Source organism: Actibacterium sp. XHP0104 (genome assembly GCF_025751515.1).
Classification (GTDB): domain Bacteria; phylum Pseudomonadota; class Alphaproteobacteria; order Rhodobacterales; family Rhodobacteraceae; genus Actibacterium_D.
In genome coordinates this window covers 149102-168879 of record NZ_JAOWLE010000006.1, presented here as the reverse complement: position 1 = coordinate 168879, position 19778 = coordinate 149102, and the positions used below count along the sequence as shown (strand labels likewise).

Genomic DNA, 19778 nt, shown 5'->3' with positions numbered 1-19778 from the left:
GGGGCGGGGCGTAATTTCTTGCCTAGTCCTGATTGCTGAATTGCAGCTGGTACAGCCCGGCATAAATGCCGCCGCGCGCCAGCAGGTCGGAATGGCTGCCCTGTTCGGCGACCCGGCCGCGATCCATGACGACGATGTTATCGGCATCGCGCACCGTGGCCAGCCGGTGCGCGATCACCAGCGTTGTGCGGCCCTTGGACAGGCGCTCCAGCGCCTCTTGCACCACGCGCTCGGACTTGGCGTCTAGCGCGCTGGTGGCCTCGTCCAACAGCAGGATCGGCGAGTCGCGCAGCAGGGCGCGGGCGATGGCGACGCGCTGGCGCTGGCCGCCCGACAGCTTGCTGCCCCGCGGGCCGGCGCGGCTGTCGAGGCCCGCCTCAAGCCCGGACAGGAAGTCGGCGATATGCGCGGCTTCCAGCACCTCTTGCAGGCGGTCGTCGCTGATATCGGTGCGGCCCAGCAGGATGTTGTCGCGTAGGGTTTCATCGAACAGCATCGCCTCTTGCGACACGAACGAGAACTGGTCGCGCAGATCGGTCAGCGCCAGCTGATTGATATCGGTGCCGCCCAGGGTGATCCGCCCGCTTTGAGGTTCGACAAGCCGGGCCAGCAGGTTGAAAACGGTGGTCTTGCCCGCCCCCGACGGCCCCACCAGCGCGGTCATCTGCCCGGCGCGGGCGGTAAAGCTCAGCCCGTTCAGGATCGCCGTGTCGCCATAAGACAGGTGCACGTCATCCAGCACGATATCGGCCTGCCGGGCGGGCACGGACAGCGTTGCGGGCCGGGCCGGGCTGGTGATGGTGGGCTGCATGTCGAAGACGTCATGCAGGCGCTCGAGGCTGGCCAGCGCGGTCTGCCACACGCCCAGCACGTTGCCGATCCGGCGCAGCGGTTCGATCAGCATGGCGATGGCGGTAAAGAAGCTCATGAATTCGCCGACGCTCTTGGTGCCGTCCATGATCTGCAACCCGCCATAGGTGACGACGCCCAGAAAGCCCAGCCCGGCCACCAGATCGGTCAACGCCGGAATGGCGGCGCGGCGGGCGGTGGCCTTGACGCTGGCCTCGGTATAGCCGCTGATCACATGGCGCAGCCGGTCGGTCTCGCGGTTTTCGATCCGGTTCAGCCGGATGGTCGAAACCCCGTGAAAGATCTCGTCAAGCTGGGTCGAGATATCGGCCGCCGCTGCCCGCACCTGCCGCGCCTTGGCGCGCACCAGCCGATGCAGCCGCGCCACCGGCACCACCAGCAGCGGAAAACCGGCAATCGCGATCAGCGTCCAGACCCAGTCGGCCCGCATCGCCACCACGAACAAAGAGATGGTCGCAATCGTGTCGCGTGCGCCAATCGCCAGCAGGGTGTTCCACAGGTTCGACAAAACCGTTGTGTCGCCGCGCACGCGTTCAATCAGGTTGCCCGGCGGCGTGACATGAAACCAGGCCATGTCCAGCGTCAGCATGTGCTTGACGATATCGTGCTGCAACGCCGCCATCATCCGCTCGCCGACGCGCGCCATGATCACCTTGTGACCAAAGGCGGCAAAGGCGCGGATGGCGAAGATGCCGAAAAACGCCCCGCCGATCCAGGGCAGGGCGGCGCGGTTCTTGGCCTCGAACAGCTCGTCGAACATCGGCCCGACCATATAGCTGAGCGCGCCCATCATGCTGCCCTCGAGCGCCATCAGCAGCAGCGCGGCAAACGTGATCGGCAGGTGATGGCGCATGTAGCCGCGCCAGATCCAGCGGGCGACGGCCTTGCTGTCACCTTGAATGGAATTTCCGTCCGCCATCAGGCTGCACCCGTGGCAAGGGCGTGCCGGTCAGCTGTGCCGCGCAGGTCAGTTTGCGCAAAGCGGGGGGTCATCTGCATCCGGTGGGCCTGTGTTGACGTTCCTAGCGCGGTCTACCCCGGAACGGCCTGCCGTGACAAGCATTGCCCGGATCAATCGCGCCGTGCGCGCCGTGCCCCCCAGTTGTCGAGGATCAGGTTCAGCACAACGCCCAAGATCAGCGCGTGGCCGAAACCGAACAGGGCCCATACGACGAAAAACAATGAAATCAGGTTCACCAGCGCCATGACAAGGGCAGGGCGGGTGTAATTCGGAGCCGAGGAAATAGGGTGGTCATACATGATATACCTGCACACAAAAATACTGTGCGCCCAGTTTACCAGATCGGCGCAGGGGCACCGTTCACAATGTGGAAAGCCGCGCCTCTTCCAGCGCTTTGGGCAATTCTTCGCCGAAAACTGCCAGGTCTCCGGGGGTTCCTGCCGAAACGCGGATACAGCGATCGCCCGGAGGGGCAAAGGGCATCCGCACGAACACGCCCCGCGCGACCAGCGCGTCGCGCACCGCGCGGGCAAACGCGCCGTCATGGCCGCAATCGATGGTGACGAAGTTGGTGGCCGAGGGCAGGGCGGTCAGCCCGTTTCGGGCCGCGATCTCGGTCAGGCTGTCGCGCGCGCGGGCCACCTCGGCCTGCACATGGGCCAGCCAGGCCTGATCCTGCAAGGCCGCCAGCGCGCCGATCTGGCTGATGCGCGACAGGCCGAAATGGTCGCGCACCCTGTCAAATGCGGCGATCAGCCCGGCCTGCCCGATCGCATAGCCCACCCGCGCGCCGGCCATGCCATAGGCCTTGGAAAAGGTGCGCAGGCGGATCACGCGCGGATCATCGGGGTCGATGGCGGGGGCGGTGCCCTCGGGCGCGAATTCGATATAGGCCTCGTCCAGCACCAGCAGGCTGCCCTCGGGCACGGCGTCGATCATCGCCTGCATCCGCGCGGCATCGTGCCAGGTGCCCATCGGGTTGTCGGGGTTGGCGATATAGATCAGCTTGGGCCGCACCTCGCGGGCCAGCGCGATCAGCGCCTCGGGGTCTTCGCGGTCATCCGCGAACGGCACCGTGTGCAGCACCCCGCCAAAGCCGGTGACATGATAGTTGAAGGTTGGATAGGCCCCGGCCGAGGTCACCACCGCATCGCCCGGTGCCACGGTCAGCCGCACCAGGCTGCTGAGCAGCCCGTCGATGCCGCCGCCGATCACAAGGTTCTCCATCCCCACAGCCAGATGCGCGGCCAGCGCATGGCGCAGGTCCCAGCTTTGCGCGTCGCCGTATTTCCACACCTCGCTGGCGGCCTGGCACATGGCCTGAATCGCGCGGGGCGAGGGGCCGAATACGCTTTCATTGGCGCCCAGCCGGGTGCGGAAGGGCTGGCCGGTCTGGCGCTCATGGGTTTCGGGCCCCACGAAGGGCACCGTGGCGGGCAGGCTGGCGGCGAGGTCGGTAAATCTGGGTCCGGTCATGGGCCGAGCAAAGCCGAAATTCCGCGCCCCGGCAAGCGCGCTCTTGCGGCTTGGGGCTCAGCCGTTAACCTGCCCAAAACCGCAAGGAGACCCCATGACCGACCCCGCATTCCTGGACACCCCCCAAGGCCGCCGCATCGCCTATCACCAGACCCCCGGTGCCGGGCCGGGGGTGGTGTTTCTGGGCGGCTTCATGTCCGACATGCAGGGCACAAAGGCCATCCATATGGAAGACTGGGCGCGGCGCACGGGGCGCGCCTTTCTGCGGTTCGACTATTCCGGCCACGGCGAATCCTCCGAAGCCTTTACCGATGGTTGCATCGGCGACTGGGCGGCGGATGCGATGGCGGCGATCACAACACTGACCGATGGGCCGCAGGTGCTGGTGGGGTCGTCCATGGGCGGCTGGATCGCCCTGTTGGTGGCGCGCGCCATGCCGCACAAGGTGGCCGGGCTGGTCGGCATCGCCGCCGCGCCCGATTTCACCGAAGACAGCATGTGGGCCGGGTTCGACGCCGCTGAGCGGGCCGAGCTGATGGATGCCGGGCGCATCAAACTGCCGTCGGACTATGACAGCCCCTACACGATCACCCGCCGCCTGATCGAGGACGGCCGCAACAACCTGGTGCTGCGCGACCGGCTGCACCTGCCGTTTCCGGTGCGGCTGTTGCAGGGCACCGCCGATGCCGATGTGGAGCAGTCGGTCGCGCTGCGCCTGTTGGATCATGCCCAGGGCGACGATATCCGCCTGACGCTGGTCAAAGGCGCCGACCACAGATTTTCGACCCCCGACTGCCTGATGCTGATCGAAAAGACCGTGGAAAAGGTCATCGCCCGGATCTGAGCGCAACGAAAAGGGGCGGGCACCGATGGTGCACCGCCCCTGATTTTTTTCTGAGATCCCGTATCAGACGGTTTTCAGATGCGCGACCTTGGTGGCTTCGCTGGCATTGCTGTCGATGAAGTCCAGCACCAGCGGGCGAATGTTGTCGCGCCAGCTCTTGCCGGCGAAGATGCCGTAATGGCCGGCGCCTTCTTCCAGGTGGCTGGCCTTCTTGTCCGCGGGCAGGCCGGTCAGCATGTCCAGGGCGGCGACGCACTGGCCAGGGGCCGAGATGTCGTCTTCCGAGCCTTCGACGGTTTTCACCGCAACGCTGGTGATGGCGCCCAGATCGACTTTCTTGCCGGCCACGACGAATTTGTTCTGCGCGATCTCGAGCTTCTTGAAGATGCGCTCGACGGTCGACAGGTAGAACTCGGCGGTCATGTCCATGACGGCCAGGTATTCGTCGTAGAAACGGTTGTGCTTGTCATGGTCGCCCGCCTCGCCCTTGGACACGCGCAGGATCTGCTCGCGGAAGGCTTCCGAGTGGCGGTCGATGTTCATCGACATGAATGAGGCCAGCTGCAGCAGGCCCGGATAGACCAGACGGCCCACACCGGCATATTTGAAGCCGACGCGCTGGATGGCCAGCTGTTCGAGCTGCCCCATGGTGATGCGGCTGCCGAAATCGGTCACGTCGGTCGGGGCGGCGTCGGGGTCGATCGGGCCACCGATCAGGGTCAGGGTGCGGGGTTGGGCCTCGGGCTCTTCGCCGGCCAGATAGGCTGTGGCGGCCAGGGTCAGCGGCGCAGGCTGGCACACGGCGATGATATTCACGTCGGGGCCGAGGTATTTCATGAAATCGACAAGATACAGCGTGTAATCTTCGATATCGAATTTACCTTCGGACACGGGGATGTCGCGCGCGTTATGCCAATCGGTGACATAGATATCTGCATCGGGCAGCAGCGAGGCCACGGTCGAGCGCAGCAGCGTGGCATAGTGGCCCGACATCGGCGCGACCAGCATGATCTTGCGCTTCATCGGGGCGCGGCCATGCACGCGGAAATGAATCAGGTCGCCAAAGGGGCGCTTGATCACGGGTTCGATGCTGACCACGTGGTCGCGGCCATCGTCACCGACGACGGTGTAGATGTTCCAGTCGGGTTTGGCGACCATGCGGGCAAAGCTGCGCTCGGTCACTTCGCCCCAAGCGGCAAGCAATTTAAAGAATGGATTCGGGGCCATCCCGGTGAACGGATAGGACGCCATTGCCAGAGCGGAAGCGCCGAGCCACTGATTCGTGTTTCGGAAGCTTTCCATTAGGTCGTATGTGGCGATGTTTTTCATGCGTCACTCCTTTGCATTGGCAAAAGCGCGGTTATAGTGTGTGTGCCAGCGGCGGCAAAATGTCGCTCGGCGGCCGAGTTTCTGCGGCTGCGAAAACATAGGGGGGATTTTCGCTTATGACAACTAAAGATGCAACTACGGGTGAGAATTTGGAACGTCTCAACGAGAACCTGGCCAAGGTAGAGGAATTGACCGAACGGTTGGTCGCCGCCATGTCGGGCAAGCGTTCGATGGATCCGTCGATTCAGGCGCCGGGGCATGAGCTGATGATGAAGGCCGCGTCCGGCTATATGAATGAACTGGTCAACCACCCGTCGAAGATTTTCGAGCAACAGGTGGCCTATTGGGGCAAAACGCTCAAGCATTTCATCGCGGCCCAAGAGGCCCTGTCGCAAGGGTCGCTGAGCGCCCCGGCGGATGAGACCCCCAAAGACCCGCGCTTTTCGCACGAGATGTGGCAGACGCATCCGTATTTCAACTTCGTCAAGCAGCAGTACCTGATGAATTCCGAGGCCGTGCATAAGGCGGTCGAGAATCTGGACGGGCTGGACGAAAAGGATCGCCGCCGGGTCGACTACTTTACCCGCCAGATCGTCGACATGATGTCGCCGGCCAACTTCCTGGGCACCAACCCCGAGGCCCTGGCCCGCGCCGTTGAAACCGACGGTGAGTCGCTGGTGAAGGGGCTTGAAAACCTGGTGCATGATCTCGAGACCAACAAAGGAGAGCTGTTGGTCACGTTGTCGGACAAGAACGCCTTTAGGGTTGGCGAGAATATCGGCGCCAGCGAGGGCGAGGTCGTGTTCCGCAACCGCATGTTCGAGCTGATCCAGTACAAGCCCACCACCGAACAGGTCTATGAAACCCCTCTGTTGATCTTCCCCCCCTGGATCAACAAATTCTACATCATGGACATGAAGCCCCAGAACTCGCTGATCAAGTGGACGATTGATCAGGGCTATACGGTATTCGTGGTCAGCTGGGTGAACCCCGACCCGACCTATGCCGATGTCGGCATGGATACCTATATCCAAGAGGGCTATCTGACCGCGATGGAGCAGGTCAAACAGATCTGCAAGGTCGATAAGATCAACACTGTCGGTTATTGCATCGCCGGCACCACCCTGTCGCTGACGCTGGCCCTGCTTGAACGCAGCGGCCGCGAGAACCCGGTCAACTCGGCCACGCTGTTCACCACGCTTACCGATTTCACCGAGCCGGGCGAGGTGGGTGTTTATCTCGAGGACGACTTCATCGAGGGCATCGAGGGCGAAGTGGCCGAATCGGGCATGCTGGCCGCCTCTTTCATGACCCGCACCTTCAGCTTCCTGCGCGCCAATGACCTGGTCTATCGCCCGGCGATCCGCAGCTACATGATGGGCGAGGCCCCGCCGGCCTTTGACCTTCTCTACTGGAACGGCGACGGCACCAACCTGCCGGCCCGTATGGTGGTCGAGTATCTGCGCGAGCTGTGCCAGAACAACCGCTTTGCCGGTGGCACCTTCCGCATCATGGACGAGACCCCGACGCTCAAGGACATCAAGGTGCCCATGTTCGCCGTGGCCTGCGAGACCGACCATATCGCGCTGTGGTCGTCCAGCTTTGACGGCGTCAAGCAGATGGGCAGCAAGGACAAGACCTTTGTCCTGTCTGAATCGGGCCACATCGCTGGCATCGTGAACCCGCCCTCGAAGAACAAGTATGGCCACTATACCAATACCGGCCCGATGGAGGATCACGAGACCTGGCTGAAAGAGGCCAAGTTCAACGAGGGCTCTTGGTGGCCGCGCTGGGATTCCTGGCTGAAGAAGAAGTCCGGCAAGATGATTCCGGCCCGCGACCCCGGTGATTCTGATCATCCGCCGCTGTGCAAAGCCCCGGGAACCTACGTTCTCCCCAAGTAAGCCTTTGTAAAGTAAGCAAAAACTAGTTATTCTGCGGCGCAGCATTTTTCTCTTGAAATGCTGCGCCGCAGCACGTATATAGTTTCTGCAAGCGCAACAAACGGGCCCCCACCCGATAGAGATTTGGAGAGATACCATGGCTAAAGCTCAAGACTTCACCAAGATGGTTCAGGACATGCTGGCCAACTTCCCGATTGACACCACCGCCGCTCAGGACGCCTTCAAAAACCAGGCCGCTCTGAACGAAAAGCTGGCCAAAGTTGTTCTGGAAGCCGCCGAAAAATCGAACGACCTGTCGTCGAAATGGACCAAAGACACCCTGGGCAAACTGGGTAACCTGACCGCCGTCAAAGACGAGCCGGCCGATTACACCAAAGCCCTGACCGATTTCGCCTCGGCTTCGGCTGAAGCTGCTGCCGAAAACATGGCCGCCTACGCTGAAATCGCCAAGAAAGTTCAGATGGAAACCGTCGAACTGATGCTGGCCGCTGGCAAAGACTTCCAGGTTGAAGCCACCGCCGCTGTCAAAAAAGCTGCCGACGAAGCGACCGCTGCCGCTAAAAAAGCGACCGCTGCTGCGAAGTAAGGCACGGATTTACATCGACCCCTCCTCCCTGTCGATGTGAACGCAAGGGTGGGCTTTTTTAAGCCCGCCCTTTCTTTTTGCTGCAACAGCGCATAAAGTTCTCTGCGCTGCAACATACGACCTGTCGGGGAGGGGTCCATATGACCGATGAAGAGAAGAAGCCGCTGCTGATCAAGCGTTACGCCAGCCGCCGGCTGTATAACACCGAAACCAGCGATTACGTGACCCTCGAGGACATCGCGTCGTTCGTTCGTGACGGTCGCGAGATCCAGATCGTCGACCTGAAAAGCGGTGACGACCTGACGCGCCAGTATCTGCTGCAAATCGTGGCCGAGCATGAAAGCCGCGGCGAGAGCATGCTGCCGGTGAATGTGCTGACCGATCTGGTTCGCAGCTACACCACCCAGGCCCAAAGCGCCGTGCCGCAGTTTCTGGCCATGAGCTTTGACATGTTCCGCGAAAGCCAGACCAAGTGGATGGAAAACCTGGGCATGCCCAACACCATGCAGCCGATGCCCGGCTTTGACATGGAGGCCCTGCAAAAACAGCAGCAGGCGTTCCTCAAGGCGATGACCAAGGGTTGGCCCGGCGCCTCGAGCGGTATCGAGATGGAAGCCGAAGAAGCCGATGAGGGTGATCTTGACGCCATAAAAAAGCAGCTGGCTGAGCTTCAATCCAAACTGTCGAAGCTTGGCGAATAACGGGCAGTGCCGATAATTCGAAAGGGGCCGCACGGATCATCCGCGCGGCCTTTTTTATGTCAGGTCAACTCTGCAAACACGCTGTTCAGCGCCTTTTCCAGCTTGTCGAACATCTCGTCCATCTGGGCATCGTTGATGATGAAGGGCGGGCACAGCACGATCGACTGGCCCAGCGGCCGGCAGATCAGCCCGTGATCGGTGCAGGTGTTGGCGATGCGCTCGCTGACCGACAGCGACCCGTCCCAGGGCGTCTTGCTGTCCTTGTCCTTTACCGCCTCCAGCGCGCCCATCAGACCCTTGCCGCGCCATTCGCCGATATGCTTGTGCTCGGCCAGGCGGGCCAGGCCGGCCTCGAACTTGGGCGTCATGGCACGCACGTTCTCGATCAGCGGGCCGCTTTCGTCATCGCCATTCACGATCAGGTCGATGGCCTTTAGCGCGATGGCGCTGCCCACCGGGTGGCCCGAGGCGGTAAAGCCATGCGGAAACTCTTCGATTTCCTCGACGGCGGCCTGTAACCGGTCGGCCAGATCGGGCCCCAGGATCACCGCGCCCATCGGGAAATAGCCGGCGGTCAGGTTCTTTGAGCTGATGATCGCGTCGGGCATGAAATCGTAGGTCTCGCAGCCCCACATTCCCCCCGTGCGGCCAAAGCCACAGATCACCTCGTCGGCGATCAGCGGAATGCCGTGCTTGCGCAGGATCGGGGTGATCGCCTGGAAATAGCCCTTCGACGGCGGGATCACCCCGCCGGCGCCCATCACCGGCTCGGCAAAGAACCCGGCGATCGTGTCGGCGCCTTCGCGCTCGATCATGTCTTCCAGTTCCTTGGCCATGCGGCGGGTGAACTGTTCTTCGGTTTCGCCCGGCTTTCCCTCGCGCCAGTAATGCGGACAGGTGAGGTGCAAAAAGCCGGGCAGGGGCAGGCCGAACACGCTGTTATAGGGCTTGCCCGTCAACGAGGCCGACGCCACCGTCACCCCGTGATAGGCGTTCACCCGGCTGATGAACTTGCGGCGCTTGGGCTTGCCTTCGGCATCCGACAGGAACCACAGCATCTTGACCATGGTGTCATTCGCCTCGGAGCCCGAGTTGGTGTAGAACACCTTGCCACGCTCGAACGGCGACATTTCCACCAGCTTTTCGCTAAGCATCACGGTCTGATCCGACATCCGTCCAAAGAAGGCGTGATAGCCGGGAAAGCGGTCATACTGGGCCTTGGCGGCGGCGGCCATGCCCTTGTGGCTGAACCCGGCGACCATGTTCCACAGGCCCGAATTGGCATCCAGATAGCGCCGCCCGTTCACGTCGACCACGTAAGGCCCGTCGCCATGGGTCAGCACCACCGCGCCGCGTTCATGCACCGAAGGCAGGTCGGTGAATCCGTAAAAGGCGGTGGCGTCGGCGCGGGCTTCCCAGCTGTTGGGTTGGTCATTGGTCATGGCGCGGATCCTTTTGGAAAAGCGGCTGTTTTGACCACGCTAGCGCCGCGCCGCGCGCCGCGCAATCGCCCGTGTTTCGTGACCGGGCGTAAAGGGCTGGCACGGGCGTGGCTTTGGCCCTAGGCTGCGGGCGCATCGGACATTCGGACGGGTTCAAGATGGCGCAGGGCGGCGGCCGCATCACATTGCAGGGCATCGAGGCCTTTGTCGCGACAGCGGCCCAAGGGTCGGTCTCGGCGGCGGCACGCAGCTTGGGCAGCAGCCCCTCGGCGATCAGCCAGCAACTCTCGGGGCTCGAGGCCGCGCTGGGCGCGCCGCTGCTTGATCGCACCACCCGCCCGGTCAGCCTGACCCCGGCGGGGCAGATCTTTCGTCGCCGCGCCCATCTGATCCTGGCCGAGGCCCAGGCCGCCCGCGAAGAGGTCGCCGCCCGCGACCTGACCGCGCTGACCGATCTTCGGCTGGGCATGATCGAGGATTTCGACGCCGACGTCACGCCGCGCCTGCTGTCGGGCATGGCCGACGAGATGCGCACCTGCCATTTCCTGCTGGAAACCGGGGCCAGTCACCACCTGAACGCCCAGCTCGAGGCGCGCGCGCTGGACATGGTCGTGGCCGCCGAAACCGGCCCCACGCCCGACTGGGCCGAGGCCCACCCGGTGCTGCGCGAACCCTTTGTCGCCGCCGTGCCCAAGGGGGCGCTGACGCAGGGCTGCGACCCGCTGACCCAGCTCAAGGCGCTGCCGCTGATCCAGTATACCCAGCGCCATTTCATGGGCCGCCAGATCGCCGCGCATCTGGCGCGGCAGAACCTGACCCTGGCTCACCGGTTCGAGCTGGATAGCTATCACGCCATTCTGGCCATGGTCGCCGGTGGCGCCGGCTGGACGATCATGACCCCGCTGGGCTATCTGCGCGGCCCGCGTTTTCATGATCAGGTCGAGATCATCCCGCTGCCCTTTGCGCCGCTGTCGCGCACCATCACCCTGACGGCGCGCAAGGGCGTGTTGCAGGACATGCCGTTCCGCGTGGCGACACGGCTGCGCCCATTGATCGAGGATATCGTCGTCGCGCCCGCCACGGCGCGGATGCCATGGCTGGCTGGCGGTCTGGCAGTGCTTTAGGTGCCGTAGGCGCGCGGTTCGGCCATCACATCGGCCACCGCATCAATCAGCGCGGTGGCGATGTAATCCAGATCGGGCCGTGTCAGCCGCGCGGGCAGGCGCACATCGCAGGCCCGCATCAGCATCGCGCGGGTTTGCGGCAGGTCGGGCATTTCGCCCGGAATGAACTGCCAGTTCCAAAAGGCGCGGGCGTTGTTCTCGCTCAGGCCGAACACCTGCACACTGACCCCGCGCGCCATGGCGGCCTCTTGAAAGGCCACGGCCTGCTCGTCGCTGTCCAGCCCCACCAGGTTGAACTGAATCGAATCCGGCGCCCGCGTTTCGGGCAGCAGCGGCGCAGGCACGTCCAGCCAGGGCGAGCCATTCAACAACCCGGCGACATAGTCATGATTGGCCAGCCCGTCGCGCACCCGCCGCGCCAGCTCGGCCAGCTGCGGCCGGATCACCGCCGCTGACAGGTTCTGCATCCGGGTGTTGTAAAGCGGCAGCTTGTTCTGCCAATGGGCAAAGCGGTCATGCACCACCGGGTGCTTTTTCCAGTTATGTTCATAGGCGCCCGACATGATGATCGCCTGCGCGATGATATCGGCGTCATCGGTGACCAGGATGCCGCCTTCGCCGGCATTGATCATCTTGTAGGACTGGAACGAGAAACAGCCGATCCGGCCCAGCGTGCCGATCTTCTTGCCCTGCCACATCGTGCCCAGCGAATGGGCGGCATCTTCGATCACCGGCACGCCGCGCTGATCGGCCAGCGCCATGATCGCATCCATGTCCGAGGTGTGGCCGCGCATGTGGCTGATCAATATCGCGCCCACGTCAGCGGTCAGCTTGGCCTCGAAATCACCCATGTCGACACGGTAGTTGTCACCGACCTCGACCAGCACCGGCTGGCAATCGGCATGCACGATGGCCGAGGGCACCGCGGCGAATGTGAACGCCGGCACCAGCACCTTGGCCCCGCGCGGCAATTGCAGCGTCTTGAGCGCAAGGAACAGCGCCTGCGAGCACGACGATACCGCAAGCGCAAAGCGCGACCCCATCAACTCGGCGAACTCGGCCTCGAGCAGCGCGACGGGCGCATCCTGCGGCGCGGTATAGCGGAACAGGTCGCCCGATTGCAGCAGCCGGTCGATTTCGGACCGGGCGGCCTCGGGAATGGGTTCCGCGTCATAGACGTTGGGAGCGCTCGACATGCCTGCACCTTTTTTGAATTATAGTTTCAGAAAAAGTGTAAGTGAGAACACCCCCCGCGCCAAATCCTTTTTCGTGACGGTTTTGTGGCGTGGTGTCACAGGCCCAGCCGGTCGCGCATCGCGAACCAGCTCATGGCCAGCACCAACAGTGGGCTGCGCAATGCCGTGCCGCCCGGAAAGCGCTGGATCGGCAGGCGCGCCATCAGGTCGAACCCGTCATTCTGGCCCTGTGTCGCCCCGGCCATCAGCTTGCCCGCTAACACGGCCAGCGCGACCCCATGGCCCGAATAGCCGCCTGCCGACAGCACATTCGGCGCCACCCGCGCCACATGCGGCAGGCGGTTCATCGTGATCGCCAGCGTGCCGCCCCAGGCATGGTCGATCACCACATCGGCCAGTTGCGGAAAGACCTCTGCCATCGGCTTGCGCACCGTGGCGGCGATGTCGACCGGAAAGCGGTAGCCATAGCTTTCACCGCCGCCGAACAGCAGGCGCCCGTCCTCGGACAGGCGGAAATAGTTGATCACGAACTTGCTGTCAGCCACCGCCACATCCCGCGCCAGAATGGCCGACGGGTCGGGCAGGGGGGCGGTGGCGGCGATGAAGTTGTTGATCGGCATCACCCGCGCCGCGACCTTGCGGTCCAGCCCGGTGCCATAGCCATTGGTGGCCAAGATCACATGATCGGCCAGCACACGGCCCTTGTCGGTCTGCACGACCGCCGTTTGCCCATGCTGGATGTGATGCACCGGGCTTTGTTCGTGGATCACCACGCCTGCATCCGCCGCCGCCCGCGCCAGACCAAAGGCCAGCCGCAGCGGGTGCAGATGCCCCGCGCCCCAGTCGACCGTACCGCCCTGATAGGCCGCGCTGCCCACCAGCGCGCGGATCTGATCGCGGTTCAGCGGCTCGATCTGGTCATAGCCATAGTCGCGGCGCAGCTTGTCGGCATAGGCATGGGCATGGGGCACGTCGCGCGCGTGCCAGTCGGCGTGAACCACGCCGGGGCGATAACCCGCGTCGATGCCATGCGCGTCACACAGCGCATGGATCAGCGCCTTGCCATCCTCGGCCAGATCCCACAGCGCGCGGGCGTCCGAGCGGCCCAACATGCGTTCGAGCGCGTCCTGCTCCAGCCGCTGGCCGCTGCCGATCTGTCCGCCATTACGGCCCGATGCACCAAAGCCCACGCGCTGGGCTTCGACCAGCACCACGCGCACCCCCGCCTGCGCCAGGTGCAGTGCCGCCGACAGCCCGGTGTAACCGCCACCCACCACGCAGACATCGGCACGTGTCTCGCCCCGCAGCGGCGCATAGGGGCCGGGCGGGGTGGCCGTGGCGGCATACCAGCTGGCAGGGTATTCGCCGGGCCGGTCATTGGCGTAAAGCAGGTTCATACGTTCAGCAGCAGATGCTCGCGTTCCCAGGGGCTGATGACTTGCAGGAATTCCTTGTATTCCAGCTCTTTCACAGCGGTGTAGACCTTGCAGAACTCTTCGCCCAGAACCTCGCGCAGGGCGGTGTCGGTTTCGAACAGGTCCAGCGCCTCGGCCACGTTTCGGGGGATGTCCTCGTCGCTGTCATAGGCGTCGCCGCGGAATTCCTCGCGCGGGAATTTCTCTTCGATCAGGCCCAGATAGCCGCAGGCCAGCGAGGCCGCGATGCCCAGGTAGGGGTTGCAATCCATGCCCGCGATGCGGTTTTCCACCCGCCGCCCGGTCGCGTCGGAGATAGGCACGCGCAGGCCCGTGGTGCGGTTGTCGCGGCCCCATTCCAGGTTGATCGGCGCGGCAAAGTCGCGGACATAGCGGCGATAGCTGTTCACATAGGGCGCCAGCAACGCGATGGCCGAGGGCATATGCGTCTGCATCCCGGCGATGAAATGCATAAACGCCGGGCTCTCGCCGCCATCGGGCAGCGAGAAGATGTTGTCGCCCGTCGCGATATCGACCACCGAATGGTGGATATGCATGGCGCTGCCGGGTTCGTCCTGAATGGGCTTGGCCATGAACGTGGCATAACAATTGTGCCGCAGCGCCGCCTCGCGGATCAGCCGCTTGAAGAAAAAGATCTCGTCCGCCAGCTTGACCGGATCGCCGTGGCGCAGGTTCATCTCGACCTGGCCGGCGCCGCCCTCTTGCAGGATGCCGTCGATCTCGAACCCTTGCGCCTCGGCGAAATCATAGATGTCGTCGATGACCTGGCCGTATTCATCGACCGCCGACATCGAATAGGCCTGTTTCGCCGCTGCACGCCGACCAGAGCGGCCCATGGGCGGCTCGACCGGCTTGGCCGGGTCGGTGTTGCGGGCAACCAGAAAGAATTCCATCTCGGGGGCGACGATCGGCGCCCAGCCGCGATCGTTGAACAGCTTGACCACCCGTTTCAGCACGTTGCGCGGCGCCACCGGCACCGGGTTGCCCTGCTGGTCGTTGATGTCGTGGATCACCTGCAGCGTCCAGTCCGCCGTCCAGGGCGCGGCGGTGGCGGTGCTGAGATCGGGGGTCAGCACCATGTCGGGCTCGGTAAAGGCCTCGCCCTCGAGGCTGGCCCAGTCGCCGGTGATGGTTTGCAGGAAAATCGAGTTGGGCAGGTAGAAATGCGTCTGTTTGCCGAACTTGCTGGCGGGCATCGCCTTACCGCGCGCCACACCGGCCATGTCCGCCACGATACATTCGACCTCGTCCAGACGGCGGCCTTCGAGATAGGCCTTTGCCGCTTCGGGCAGGGTGTCGGTCCAGTCAGCCATGTTTGGTCTTTCGTGGTTTGAGAAAAAATTCTGCGATCATGTCGCCCAACAGCGCGCTGTCGGTCGGCGCGGCAAGGCGGTCTTGTGCCCGGTCCAGCAAGGGTTGCGGCACCACGCCGGGCGCACGGAACCGGGCCAGCCCGTCGATCATCTTTGCATCGAATTCCGGATGCGGCTGCACCGACAGGGCATCATCGCCGTAAATCAGCGCCGCGTAGGGGCAGAAATCGCTGCTGCCGATCACCGACGCGCCGTCGGGCAGGGCGGTGACCTGATCCTGGTGCCAGGCGTTCAGCGTGACCTTGCGCCCGGCCAGGTCATAATCGTTGGCTCCGACCGACCAGCCCCCGCGAAACTTTTCGACCGTGCCGCCCAGGGCCTGGGCGATGATCTGATGGCCGAAACAGATCCCCACCATCGGCACATGCGCTGCGATGGCGCGGCGGATGAAATCCTCGAGTGGGGGGATGAAATCGTGGTCTTCATAGGCGCCGTGGCGCGACCCGGTGATCAGCCAGCCGTCGGCGGCATGGATATCGCCGGGAATTTCCATCCCCTCGACATCGTAATCGGTGAATTCCAGCCCGCGATCCGCCAACAGTCGGCGGAACATGTCGGAATAGTCGCCCAGCTTGCCCCGCAACTGGTCGGGGGCGTGGCCGGTCTGAAGGATGCCAATCAGCATGGAATGCTCGCAGCAAAGGATGATCAGACGGTAGACAAGCGCCGCGCGCCCTGCAAGGGCGCCGTCAGGTCAGACCGTGTCGAGATAAAGCTCGACCTTCTGCGCGGCGGTCAGCTCGTTGTAGTAATACAGCTCTTGCCGTTTGGTCGCGACCATGTTGCGGATCATCCCGGCGGGCAGGATGCGGCGCATGTGCTCGTTGGTCTCGAACGCCTCGATCGCGTCAGCCCAGGTCGAGGGCATCTGCGGCAGGTCCATCTCGTAGGCATTGCCGCGGATCGGCTCGGGCGGGGTCATGGCATCTTCGATCCCGATCAGCGCGGCGCCCAGGATGCCGGCCAGCATCAGATAGGGATTCACATCGCCGCCGGCGACGCGGTGCTCGATCCGGCGGGCCGAGGCGGGGCCGCCGGGCACGCGCACGGCGGCGGTGCGGTTCTCATAGGCCCAGCAGATGCCCGTGGGCGCATGGGCGTCGGGCACCAGCCGGTCATAGGAATTGCCATGCGGCGCGAACAGCAGCGCGGTGCCGGGAATGGCATCCAGACAGCCCGCAATGGCGTGCAGCAACTGGTCGGACCCGCGCGCCGTGCCATCGGCAAAGATGTTGTTGCCATCCTCGTCCAGCAGCGAGAAATGCGTGTGCATCCCGTTGCCGGCGTAATCCTCATAGGGTTTGGCCATGAAACTGGCGGCAAAGCCGTGTCTGCGGGCCATCCCGCGCACCAGCATCTTGAACATCCAGGTGTCGTCCGCCGCCTTGAGCGCATCGGGCTGATGCATCAGGTTGATCTCGAACTGGCCGATCCCGGCCTCGGAAATCGCGGTGTCGGCGGGGATGTCCATGGCCTCGCAGGCCTCGTAGAGATCGGTAAAGAACGCATCAAACGCATCCAGCGCCCGCAGCGCCAGCGTATCGGCCCCCGGCCGCCGCTTGCCCGACTGCGGTGACGGAGGCACCCGCAGCCGCGTGCCGCTGTCGTCGATCAGGTAGAATTCGAGCTCGGTCGCGACCACCGGCGTCAGGCCGTGATCACCGAACCGCTGAACCACCTGCGCCAGCGCATGGCGCGGATCGCCGTCAAAGGGGCGGCCATCCTCGTGATACATCCACAGCGGCAACAGCGCGGTCGGCGCCTCGAGCCAGGGCATGGGAACAAAGCCACGCTCGGTCGGCAAGAGCACCCCGTCGGGATCGCCGGAATCGAACACCAGCGGGCTGTCGTCGATATCTTCGCCCCAGATGTCGAGGTTCATCACCGAATAGGGAAAGCGCGTGCCCTCTTTTTCGATTTTGCCGGCAAAGCGGGTGGGAATGCGCTTGCCGCGGGGCTGGCCGTTCAGGTCGCAGGCCGCAACGCGGATCGTGCGCACCTCGGGATGGGCCATTAGCCAGTCGCTCATCGGATCACCTGTAGACGGAATTTCATCTTGGGCCGTGCAGTCTGGGGCAGATGCCGGTTCAGGTGCCGGTTGATCGCCCCGAAGATCAGGATGATCACAAGTGTCACCAGAATGAAATAGCCCGCAACGATCGGGTAGGGGATAAACGGGTTAAAGGTCTTGTCGGCGAAATAGCTGGCGTAATACAGCGCGTCGCCCTTTTGCCGCCAGGCCGGGAAGCCCGAGAAATAGACCAGTGTCGTGGCGTGGAACAGAAAGATCGCCTCGTTTGTGTAAGCGGGCCAGGCCAGCCGCAGCATGGTCGGCCAGATCACCCGGCGGAACCGGCTGAACCCGTGCAGCCCATAGGCGTCGGCGGCCTCGACATCGCCCTTGGGGATCGAGCGCAGCGCGCCGTGAAAGATCTCGCCCGAGTAGGCGGCGGTGTTGAGAAACAGCACGATCAGCGCCCCGGCCCAGGCCTTGGTCAGCCAGCTGGTGGCCAGGGTGATCTCGACAAAGCCCAGGTTCAGATCAAACCCGGCGCGCGGCAGCAGCACGAAGGCCTCGTAGGCCAGGAAGAACTGGATGAACAGCGGCGAGCCGCGAAAGACAAAGATGAACCAGTCGGCCGGTTTGCGCAGCAACGGGTTGCGCGCGTTGCGGGCCAGCGCCAGGCCGGTGGCCAGGAAGAACCCGAACAACAGCGCCAGCGCGCCGAAATAGATGTTCCAGATCAGCCCCGACCCGATCAGCGTCACCTGTTCGCACAGGGTGATGTCGGATTTCGGCAAGAGCCGCTCTCCGATCCCGACCGAGCGCAGCGCGTAATCCTGGATGGTCTGAAGACAGCTCATGCGGCGGCCTTTCGTTGCGCTTCGCCCGCGACGGTGGCCTGCCCATGCGACAGGCGGCGGGTCAGCCGGGCCAGGATGACCTCGCTGACCTTGGTCAGCCCCAGATAGAACACCAGCAGCCCCAGGAAATAGTAAAGCCGCCAGTCCGGGTGCGGATAGGCAAAGAGCGATGTCTTGGCCCCGCCCAGTTCCTTGGCCCAATAGACGATATCCTCGACCCCCAGCAGGAACAGCAGCGGCGTGGCCTTGACCAGGATCATCCACAGGTTCGACAGCCCCGGCAGGGCATAGATCCACATCTGCGGCACCAGGATGCGCCAAAAGGCCTGACGCTCGCTCATGCCATAGGCGCCGGCGGTTTCGATCTGGGCATGGGGCACGGCGCGCATTGCACCGAACAGAACATTGGCCGCGAATGCGCCGAACACGACTGCAAAGGCGATAACGGCCAGCGTGAACCCATAGGTTTCATGCACCCATTGCGGGCTAGCCGACAACGGCAGCTTGGCCTCGGCGCAGACCACGAAATCATTGCCCTGACGAATGGGCGCGTCCCAGTCGGGGCATTTCGCCTTGTGGCGCAGCCATTCGAACCCCTGGTCCATCGCGATCGGGGCGAACAGAAAGAACACGATATCGGGCACGCCGCGCACCATGGCGGTATAGGTCCGCCCGATCAGCCGCAGCGGCAGCACATGCGACCGCGCCGCGATCGCCCCGGCAAAGCCAAAGGCCAGCGCCACCGGCGCGGTGATGAGCAGCAACAGGATCACCGTCCCGAACGAGGCCCAGAACGCCATGTGCTTGCCATTGGTCAGATAGCAGGCAAGCCAGTCCAGGCCATCAAGTGCAGAAGGATCGGTGCAAAAGGAAAACATTCAGGGGGTCGCGCGGGGCCGCTTGGCCCCACGCCTCTTTCACATCAATAGCCGGCCTGCATGCCATCGAACCATTTCGCGATCATGGTGTTCAGCGTGCCGTCTTCTTTCATCGAAGCGATGGCCGTATCGAACTTGGCCTTCAGCTCGGCATCAGATTCGCGCACGCCGACACCGATGCCGTCGCCCAGCATCACGTCATCCGAAACGATCACCAGCTCGCCGTTCGATTCATCGACGAACGGAACCAAAAAGCCCTTGTCGGCCAGCACCGCGTCGGCCTCGCCATTGCGGACGGCGGCCAGGGTTTCGTCGGGGGTGGCGAATTCAACCAGCGCGGCACCCGAGGCGGCCACATGGCTGGCCTGGATGGTGCCGGCCTGCGCGGCCACAACGGCCGAGCTCACGTCGACATCGGCCGACAGCGCCACATAGACCGACGGATCGGGCGGGAAATAGGCCTGGGTAAAGTCGATCACCGCGTCACGCTCGGCGGTGATGCTCATGCCGGCGATGATAGTGTCATAGTTGCCCGACACCAGGTTGGGGATGATCGAATCCCATTCGTTGGTGACCCATTCGCAGGTCAGCTCGGCGCGTTTACACAGCTCGTCGCCCAGCTCGCGCTCGAACCCGTCGACCTCGCCGGCATCGTTGATGAAGTTATACGGAGGATAGGCGCCCTCGGTGCCCATGCGCACAGTACCGTCGGCAAGGGCGGCACCTGCGGTCAGGGCCATGACGGCAGAGGCAAGAAGAAGGTTTCTCATCGGTTTCTTTCTCCCGGTTGTTG

The 19778-nt window shown here is 63.7% G+C and carries 18 protein-coding genes; 5 read left to right on the top strand and 13 right to left on the bottom strand.

Annotated features, from left to right (window positions below):
• Window positions 1-22 precede the first annotated feature (22 nt).
• From OE856_RS11315 to OE856_RS11305, 3 genes are all read right to left on the bottom strand, one after another.
• Window positions 23-1789: an ABC transporter ATP-binding protein gene (locus tag OE856_RS11315; protein ID WP_263716227.1), complete on the bottom strand. Its 1767-nt coding sequence runs from the start codon at window positions 1787-1789 to the stop codon at window positions 23-25.
• A gap of 152 nt (window positions 1790-1941) precedes the next feature.
• A complete protein-coding gene (locus OE856_RS11310; RefSeq protein WP_263716225.1) occupies window positions 1942-2130 on the bottom strand; it encodes a hypothetical protein in 189 nt (62 codons plus the stop codon).
• Window positions 2131-2191: 61 nt separating this feature from the next.
• Window positions 2192-3307, bottom strand: coding sequence for a pyridoxal phosphate-dependent aminotransferase (locus tag OE856_RS11305; protein ID WP_263716224.1), 1116 nt, complete (start codon window positions 3305-3307; stop codon window positions 2192-2194).
• Window positions 3308-3401: 94 nt separating this feature from the next.
• Here OE856_RS11305 and OE856_RS11300 point away from each other — a divergent pair, with 94 nt between their 5' ends.
• Window positions 3402-4151, top strand: a complete 750-nt coding sequence (locus tag OE856_RS11300; RefSeq protein ID WP_263716223.1) for an alpha/beta hydrolase — start codon at window positions 3402-3404, stop codon at window positions 4149-4151.
• 63 nt (window positions 4152-4214) lie between these two features.
• On the opposite strand, the gene phaZ is transcribed toward OE856_RS11300, so the two are convergent.
• Window positions 4215-5480, bottom strand: a complete 1266-nt coding sequence (phaZ, locus tag OE856_RS11295; protein ID WP_263716222.1) for a polyhydroxyalkanoate depolymerase — start codon at window positions 5478-5480, stop codon at window positions 4215-4217.
• A 116-nt stretch (window positions 5481-5596) separates the two neighbouring features.
• Here phaZ and OE856_RS11290 point away from each other — a divergent pair, with 116 nt between their 5' ends.
• The 3 genes from OE856_RS11290 (at window position 5597) to phaR (ending at window position 8671) form a co-directional block, all read left to right on the top strand.
• Entirely contained in the window at window positions 5597-7384 is a 1788-nt protein-coding gene (locus OE856_RS11290; protein ID WP_263716221.1) for a PHA/PHB synthase family protein, read from the top strand.
• A gap of 136 nt (window positions 7385-7520) precedes the next feature.
• Window positions 7521-7970, top strand: a complete 450-nt coding sequence (locus OE856_RS11285; RefSeq protein WP_263716220.1) for a phasin family protein — start codon at window positions 7521-7523, stop codon at window positions 7968-7970.
• A gap of 140 nt (window positions 7971-8110) precedes the next feature.
• On the top strand, window positions 8111-8671 hold the full coding sequence (phaR, locus tag OE856_RS11280) for a polyhydroxyalkanoate synthesis repressor PhaR (RefSeq protein WP_263716219.1): 561 nt from the start codon (window positions 8111-8113) through the stop codon (window positions 8669-8671).
• Between the two features lie 59 nt (window positions 8672-8730).
• On the opposite strand, the gene OE856_RS11275 is transcribed toward phaR, so the two are convergent.
• Window positions 8731-10113: an aminotransferase gene (locus tag OE856_RS11275; protein ID WP_263716218.1), complete on the bottom strand. Its 1383-nt coding sequence runs from the start codon at window positions 10111-10113 to the stop codon at window positions 8731-8733.
• A gap of 158 nt (window positions 10114-10271) precedes the next feature.
• On the opposite strand from OE856_RS11275, the gene OE856_RS11270 reads away from it, so the two are divergent.
• Window positions 10272-11237 (top strand): LysR family transcriptional regulator, encoded by a 966-nt coding sequence (locus OE856_RS11270; RefSeq protein WP_263716241.1) that lies wholly within the window; start codon window positions 10272-10274, stop codon window positions 11235-11237.
• Here OE856_RS11270 and OE856_RS11265 read toward each other — a convergent pair.
• The 8 genes from OE856_RS11265 to OE856_RS11230 form a co-directional block, all read right to left on the bottom strand.
• Entirely contained in the window at window positions 11234-12433 is a 1200-nt protein-coding gene (locus OE856_RS11265) for a DegT/DnrJ/EryC1/StrS family aminotransferase (protein ID WP_263716217.1), read from the bottom strand. The genes OE856_RS11270 and OE856_RS11265 overlap by 4 nt on opposite strands.
• A gap of 95 nt (window positions 12434-12528) precedes the next feature.
• Window positions 12529-13830 (bottom strand): NAD(P)/FAD-dependent oxidoreductase, encoded by a 1302-nt coding sequence (locus tag OE856_RS11260; protein ID WP_263716216.1) that lies wholly within the window; start codon window positions 13828-13830, stop codon window positions 12529-12531.
• Window positions 13827-15182: a glutamine synthetase family protein gene (locus OE856_RS11255; RefSeq protein ID WP_263716215.1), complete on the bottom strand. Its 1356-nt coding sequence runs from the start codon at window positions 15180-15182 to the stop codon at window positions 13827-13829. Before OE856_RS11255 ends, OE856_RS11260 begins: the two co-directional genes overlap by 4 nt.
• Complete coding sequence (locus OE856_RS11250; protein ID WP_263716214.1) at window positions 15175-15867, bottom strand: type 1 glutamine amidotransferase; 693 nt, start codon at window positions 15865-15867, stop codon at window positions 15175-15177. The genes OE856_RS11255 and OE856_RS11250 overlap by 8 nt, the downstream gene beginning before the upstream one ends.
• 69 nt (window positions 15868-15936) lie before the next feature.
• Window positions 15937-17271 carry a glutamine synthetase family protein gene (locus OE856_RS11245; RefSeq protein ID WP_263716213.1) on the bottom strand — a complete coding sequence of 445 codons (1335 nt, stop codon included), beginning with the start codon at window positions 17269-17271 and terminating at the stop codon, window positions 15937-15939.
• On the bottom strand, window positions 17268-18107 hold the full coding sequence (locus OE856_RS11240) for an ABC transporter permease (RefSeq protein WP_263716212.1): 840 nt from the start codon (window positions 18105-18107) through the stop codon (window positions 17268-17270). The genes OE856_RS11245 and OE856_RS11240 overlap by 4 nt, the downstream gene beginning before the upstream one ends.
• Complete coding sequence (locus OE856_RS11235) at window positions 18104-18985, bottom strand: ABC transporter permease (protein ID WP_263716211.1); 882 nt, start codon at window positions 18983-18985, stop codon at window positions 18104-18106. The genes OE856_RS11240 and OE856_RS11235 overlap by 4 nt, the downstream gene beginning before the upstream one ends.
• 44 nt (window positions 18986-19029) lie before the next feature.
• Entirely contained in the window at window positions 19030-19755 is a 726-nt protein-coding gene (locus tag OE856_RS11230; RefSeq protein ID WP_263716210.1) for a transporter substrate-binding domain-containing protein, read from the bottom strand.
• Window positions 19756-19778: the final 23 nt, after the last annotated feature.

Coding starts and splice junctions, on each gene's coding strand:
- OE856_RS11275 (WP_263716218.1), bottom strand. CDS start 10,113: ATGACCAATGACCAACCCAACAGCTGGGAAGCCCGCGCCGACGCCACC.
- OE856_RS11240 (WP_263716212.1), bottom strand. CDS start 18,107: ATGAGCTGTCTTCAGACCATCCAGGATTACGCGCTGCGCTCGGTCGGG.
- OE856_RS11305 (WP_263716224.1), bottom strand. CDS start 3,307: ATGACCGGACCCAGATTTACCGACCTCGCCGCCAGCCTGCCCGCCACG.
- OE856_RS11285 (WP_263716220.1), top strand. CDS start 7,521: ATGGCTAAAGCTCAAGACTTCACCAAGATGGTTCAGGACATGCTGGCC.
- OE856_RS11265 (WP_263716217.1), bottom strand. CDS start 12,433: ATGTCGAGCGCTCCCAACGTCTATGACGCGGAACCCATTCCCGAGGCC.
- OE856_RS11290 (WP_263716221.1), top strand. CDS start 5,597: ATGACAACTAAAGATGCAACTACGGGTGAGAATTTGGAACGTCTCAAC.
- OE856_RS11260 (WP_263716216.1), bottom strand. CDS start 13,830: ATGAACCTGCTTTACGCCAATGACCGGCCCGGCGAATACCCTGCCAGC.
- OE856_RS11235 (WP_263716211.1), bottom strand. CDS start 18,985: ATGTTTTCCTTTTGCACCGATCCTTCTGCACTTGATGGCCTGGACTGG.
- OE856_RS11315 (WP_263716227.1), bottom strand. CDS start 1,789: ATGGCGGACGGAAATTCCATTCAAGGTGACAGCAAGGCCGTCGCCCGC.
- OE856_RS11255 (WP_263716215.1), bottom strand. CDS start 15,182: ATGGCTGACTGGACCGACACCCTGCCCGAAGCGGCAAAGGCCTATCTC.
- phaZ (WP_263716222.1), bottom strand. CDS start 5,480: ATGAAAAACATCGCCACATACGACCTAATGGAAAGCTTCCGAAACACG.
- OE856_RS11270 (WP_263716241.1), top strand. CDS start 10,272: ATGGCGCAGGGCGGCGGCCGCATCACATTGCAGGGCATCGAGGCCTTT.
- OE856_RS11250 (WP_263716214.1), bottom strand. CDS start 15,867: ATGCTGATTGGCATCCTTCAGACCGGCCACGCCCCCGACCAGTTGCGG.
- OE856_RS11245 (WP_263716213.1), bottom strand. CDS start 17,271: ATGAGCGACTGGCTAATGGCCCATCCCGAGGTGCGCACGATCCGCGTT.
- phaR (WP_263716219.1), top strand. CDS start 8,111: ATGACCGATGAAGAGAAGAAGCCGCTGCTGATCAAGCGTTACGCCAGC.
- OE856_RS11310 (WP_263716225.1), bottom strand. CDS start 2,130: ATGTATGACCACCCTATTTCCTCGGCTCCGAATTACACCCGCCCTGCC.
- OE856_RS11230 (WP_263716210.1), bottom strand. CDS start 19,755: ATGAGAAACCTTCTTCTTGCCTCTGCCGTCATGGCCCTGACCGCAGGT.
- OE856_RS11300 (WP_263716223.1), top strand. CDS start 3,402: ATGACCGACCCCGCATTCCTGGACACCCCCCAAGGCCGCCGCATCGCC.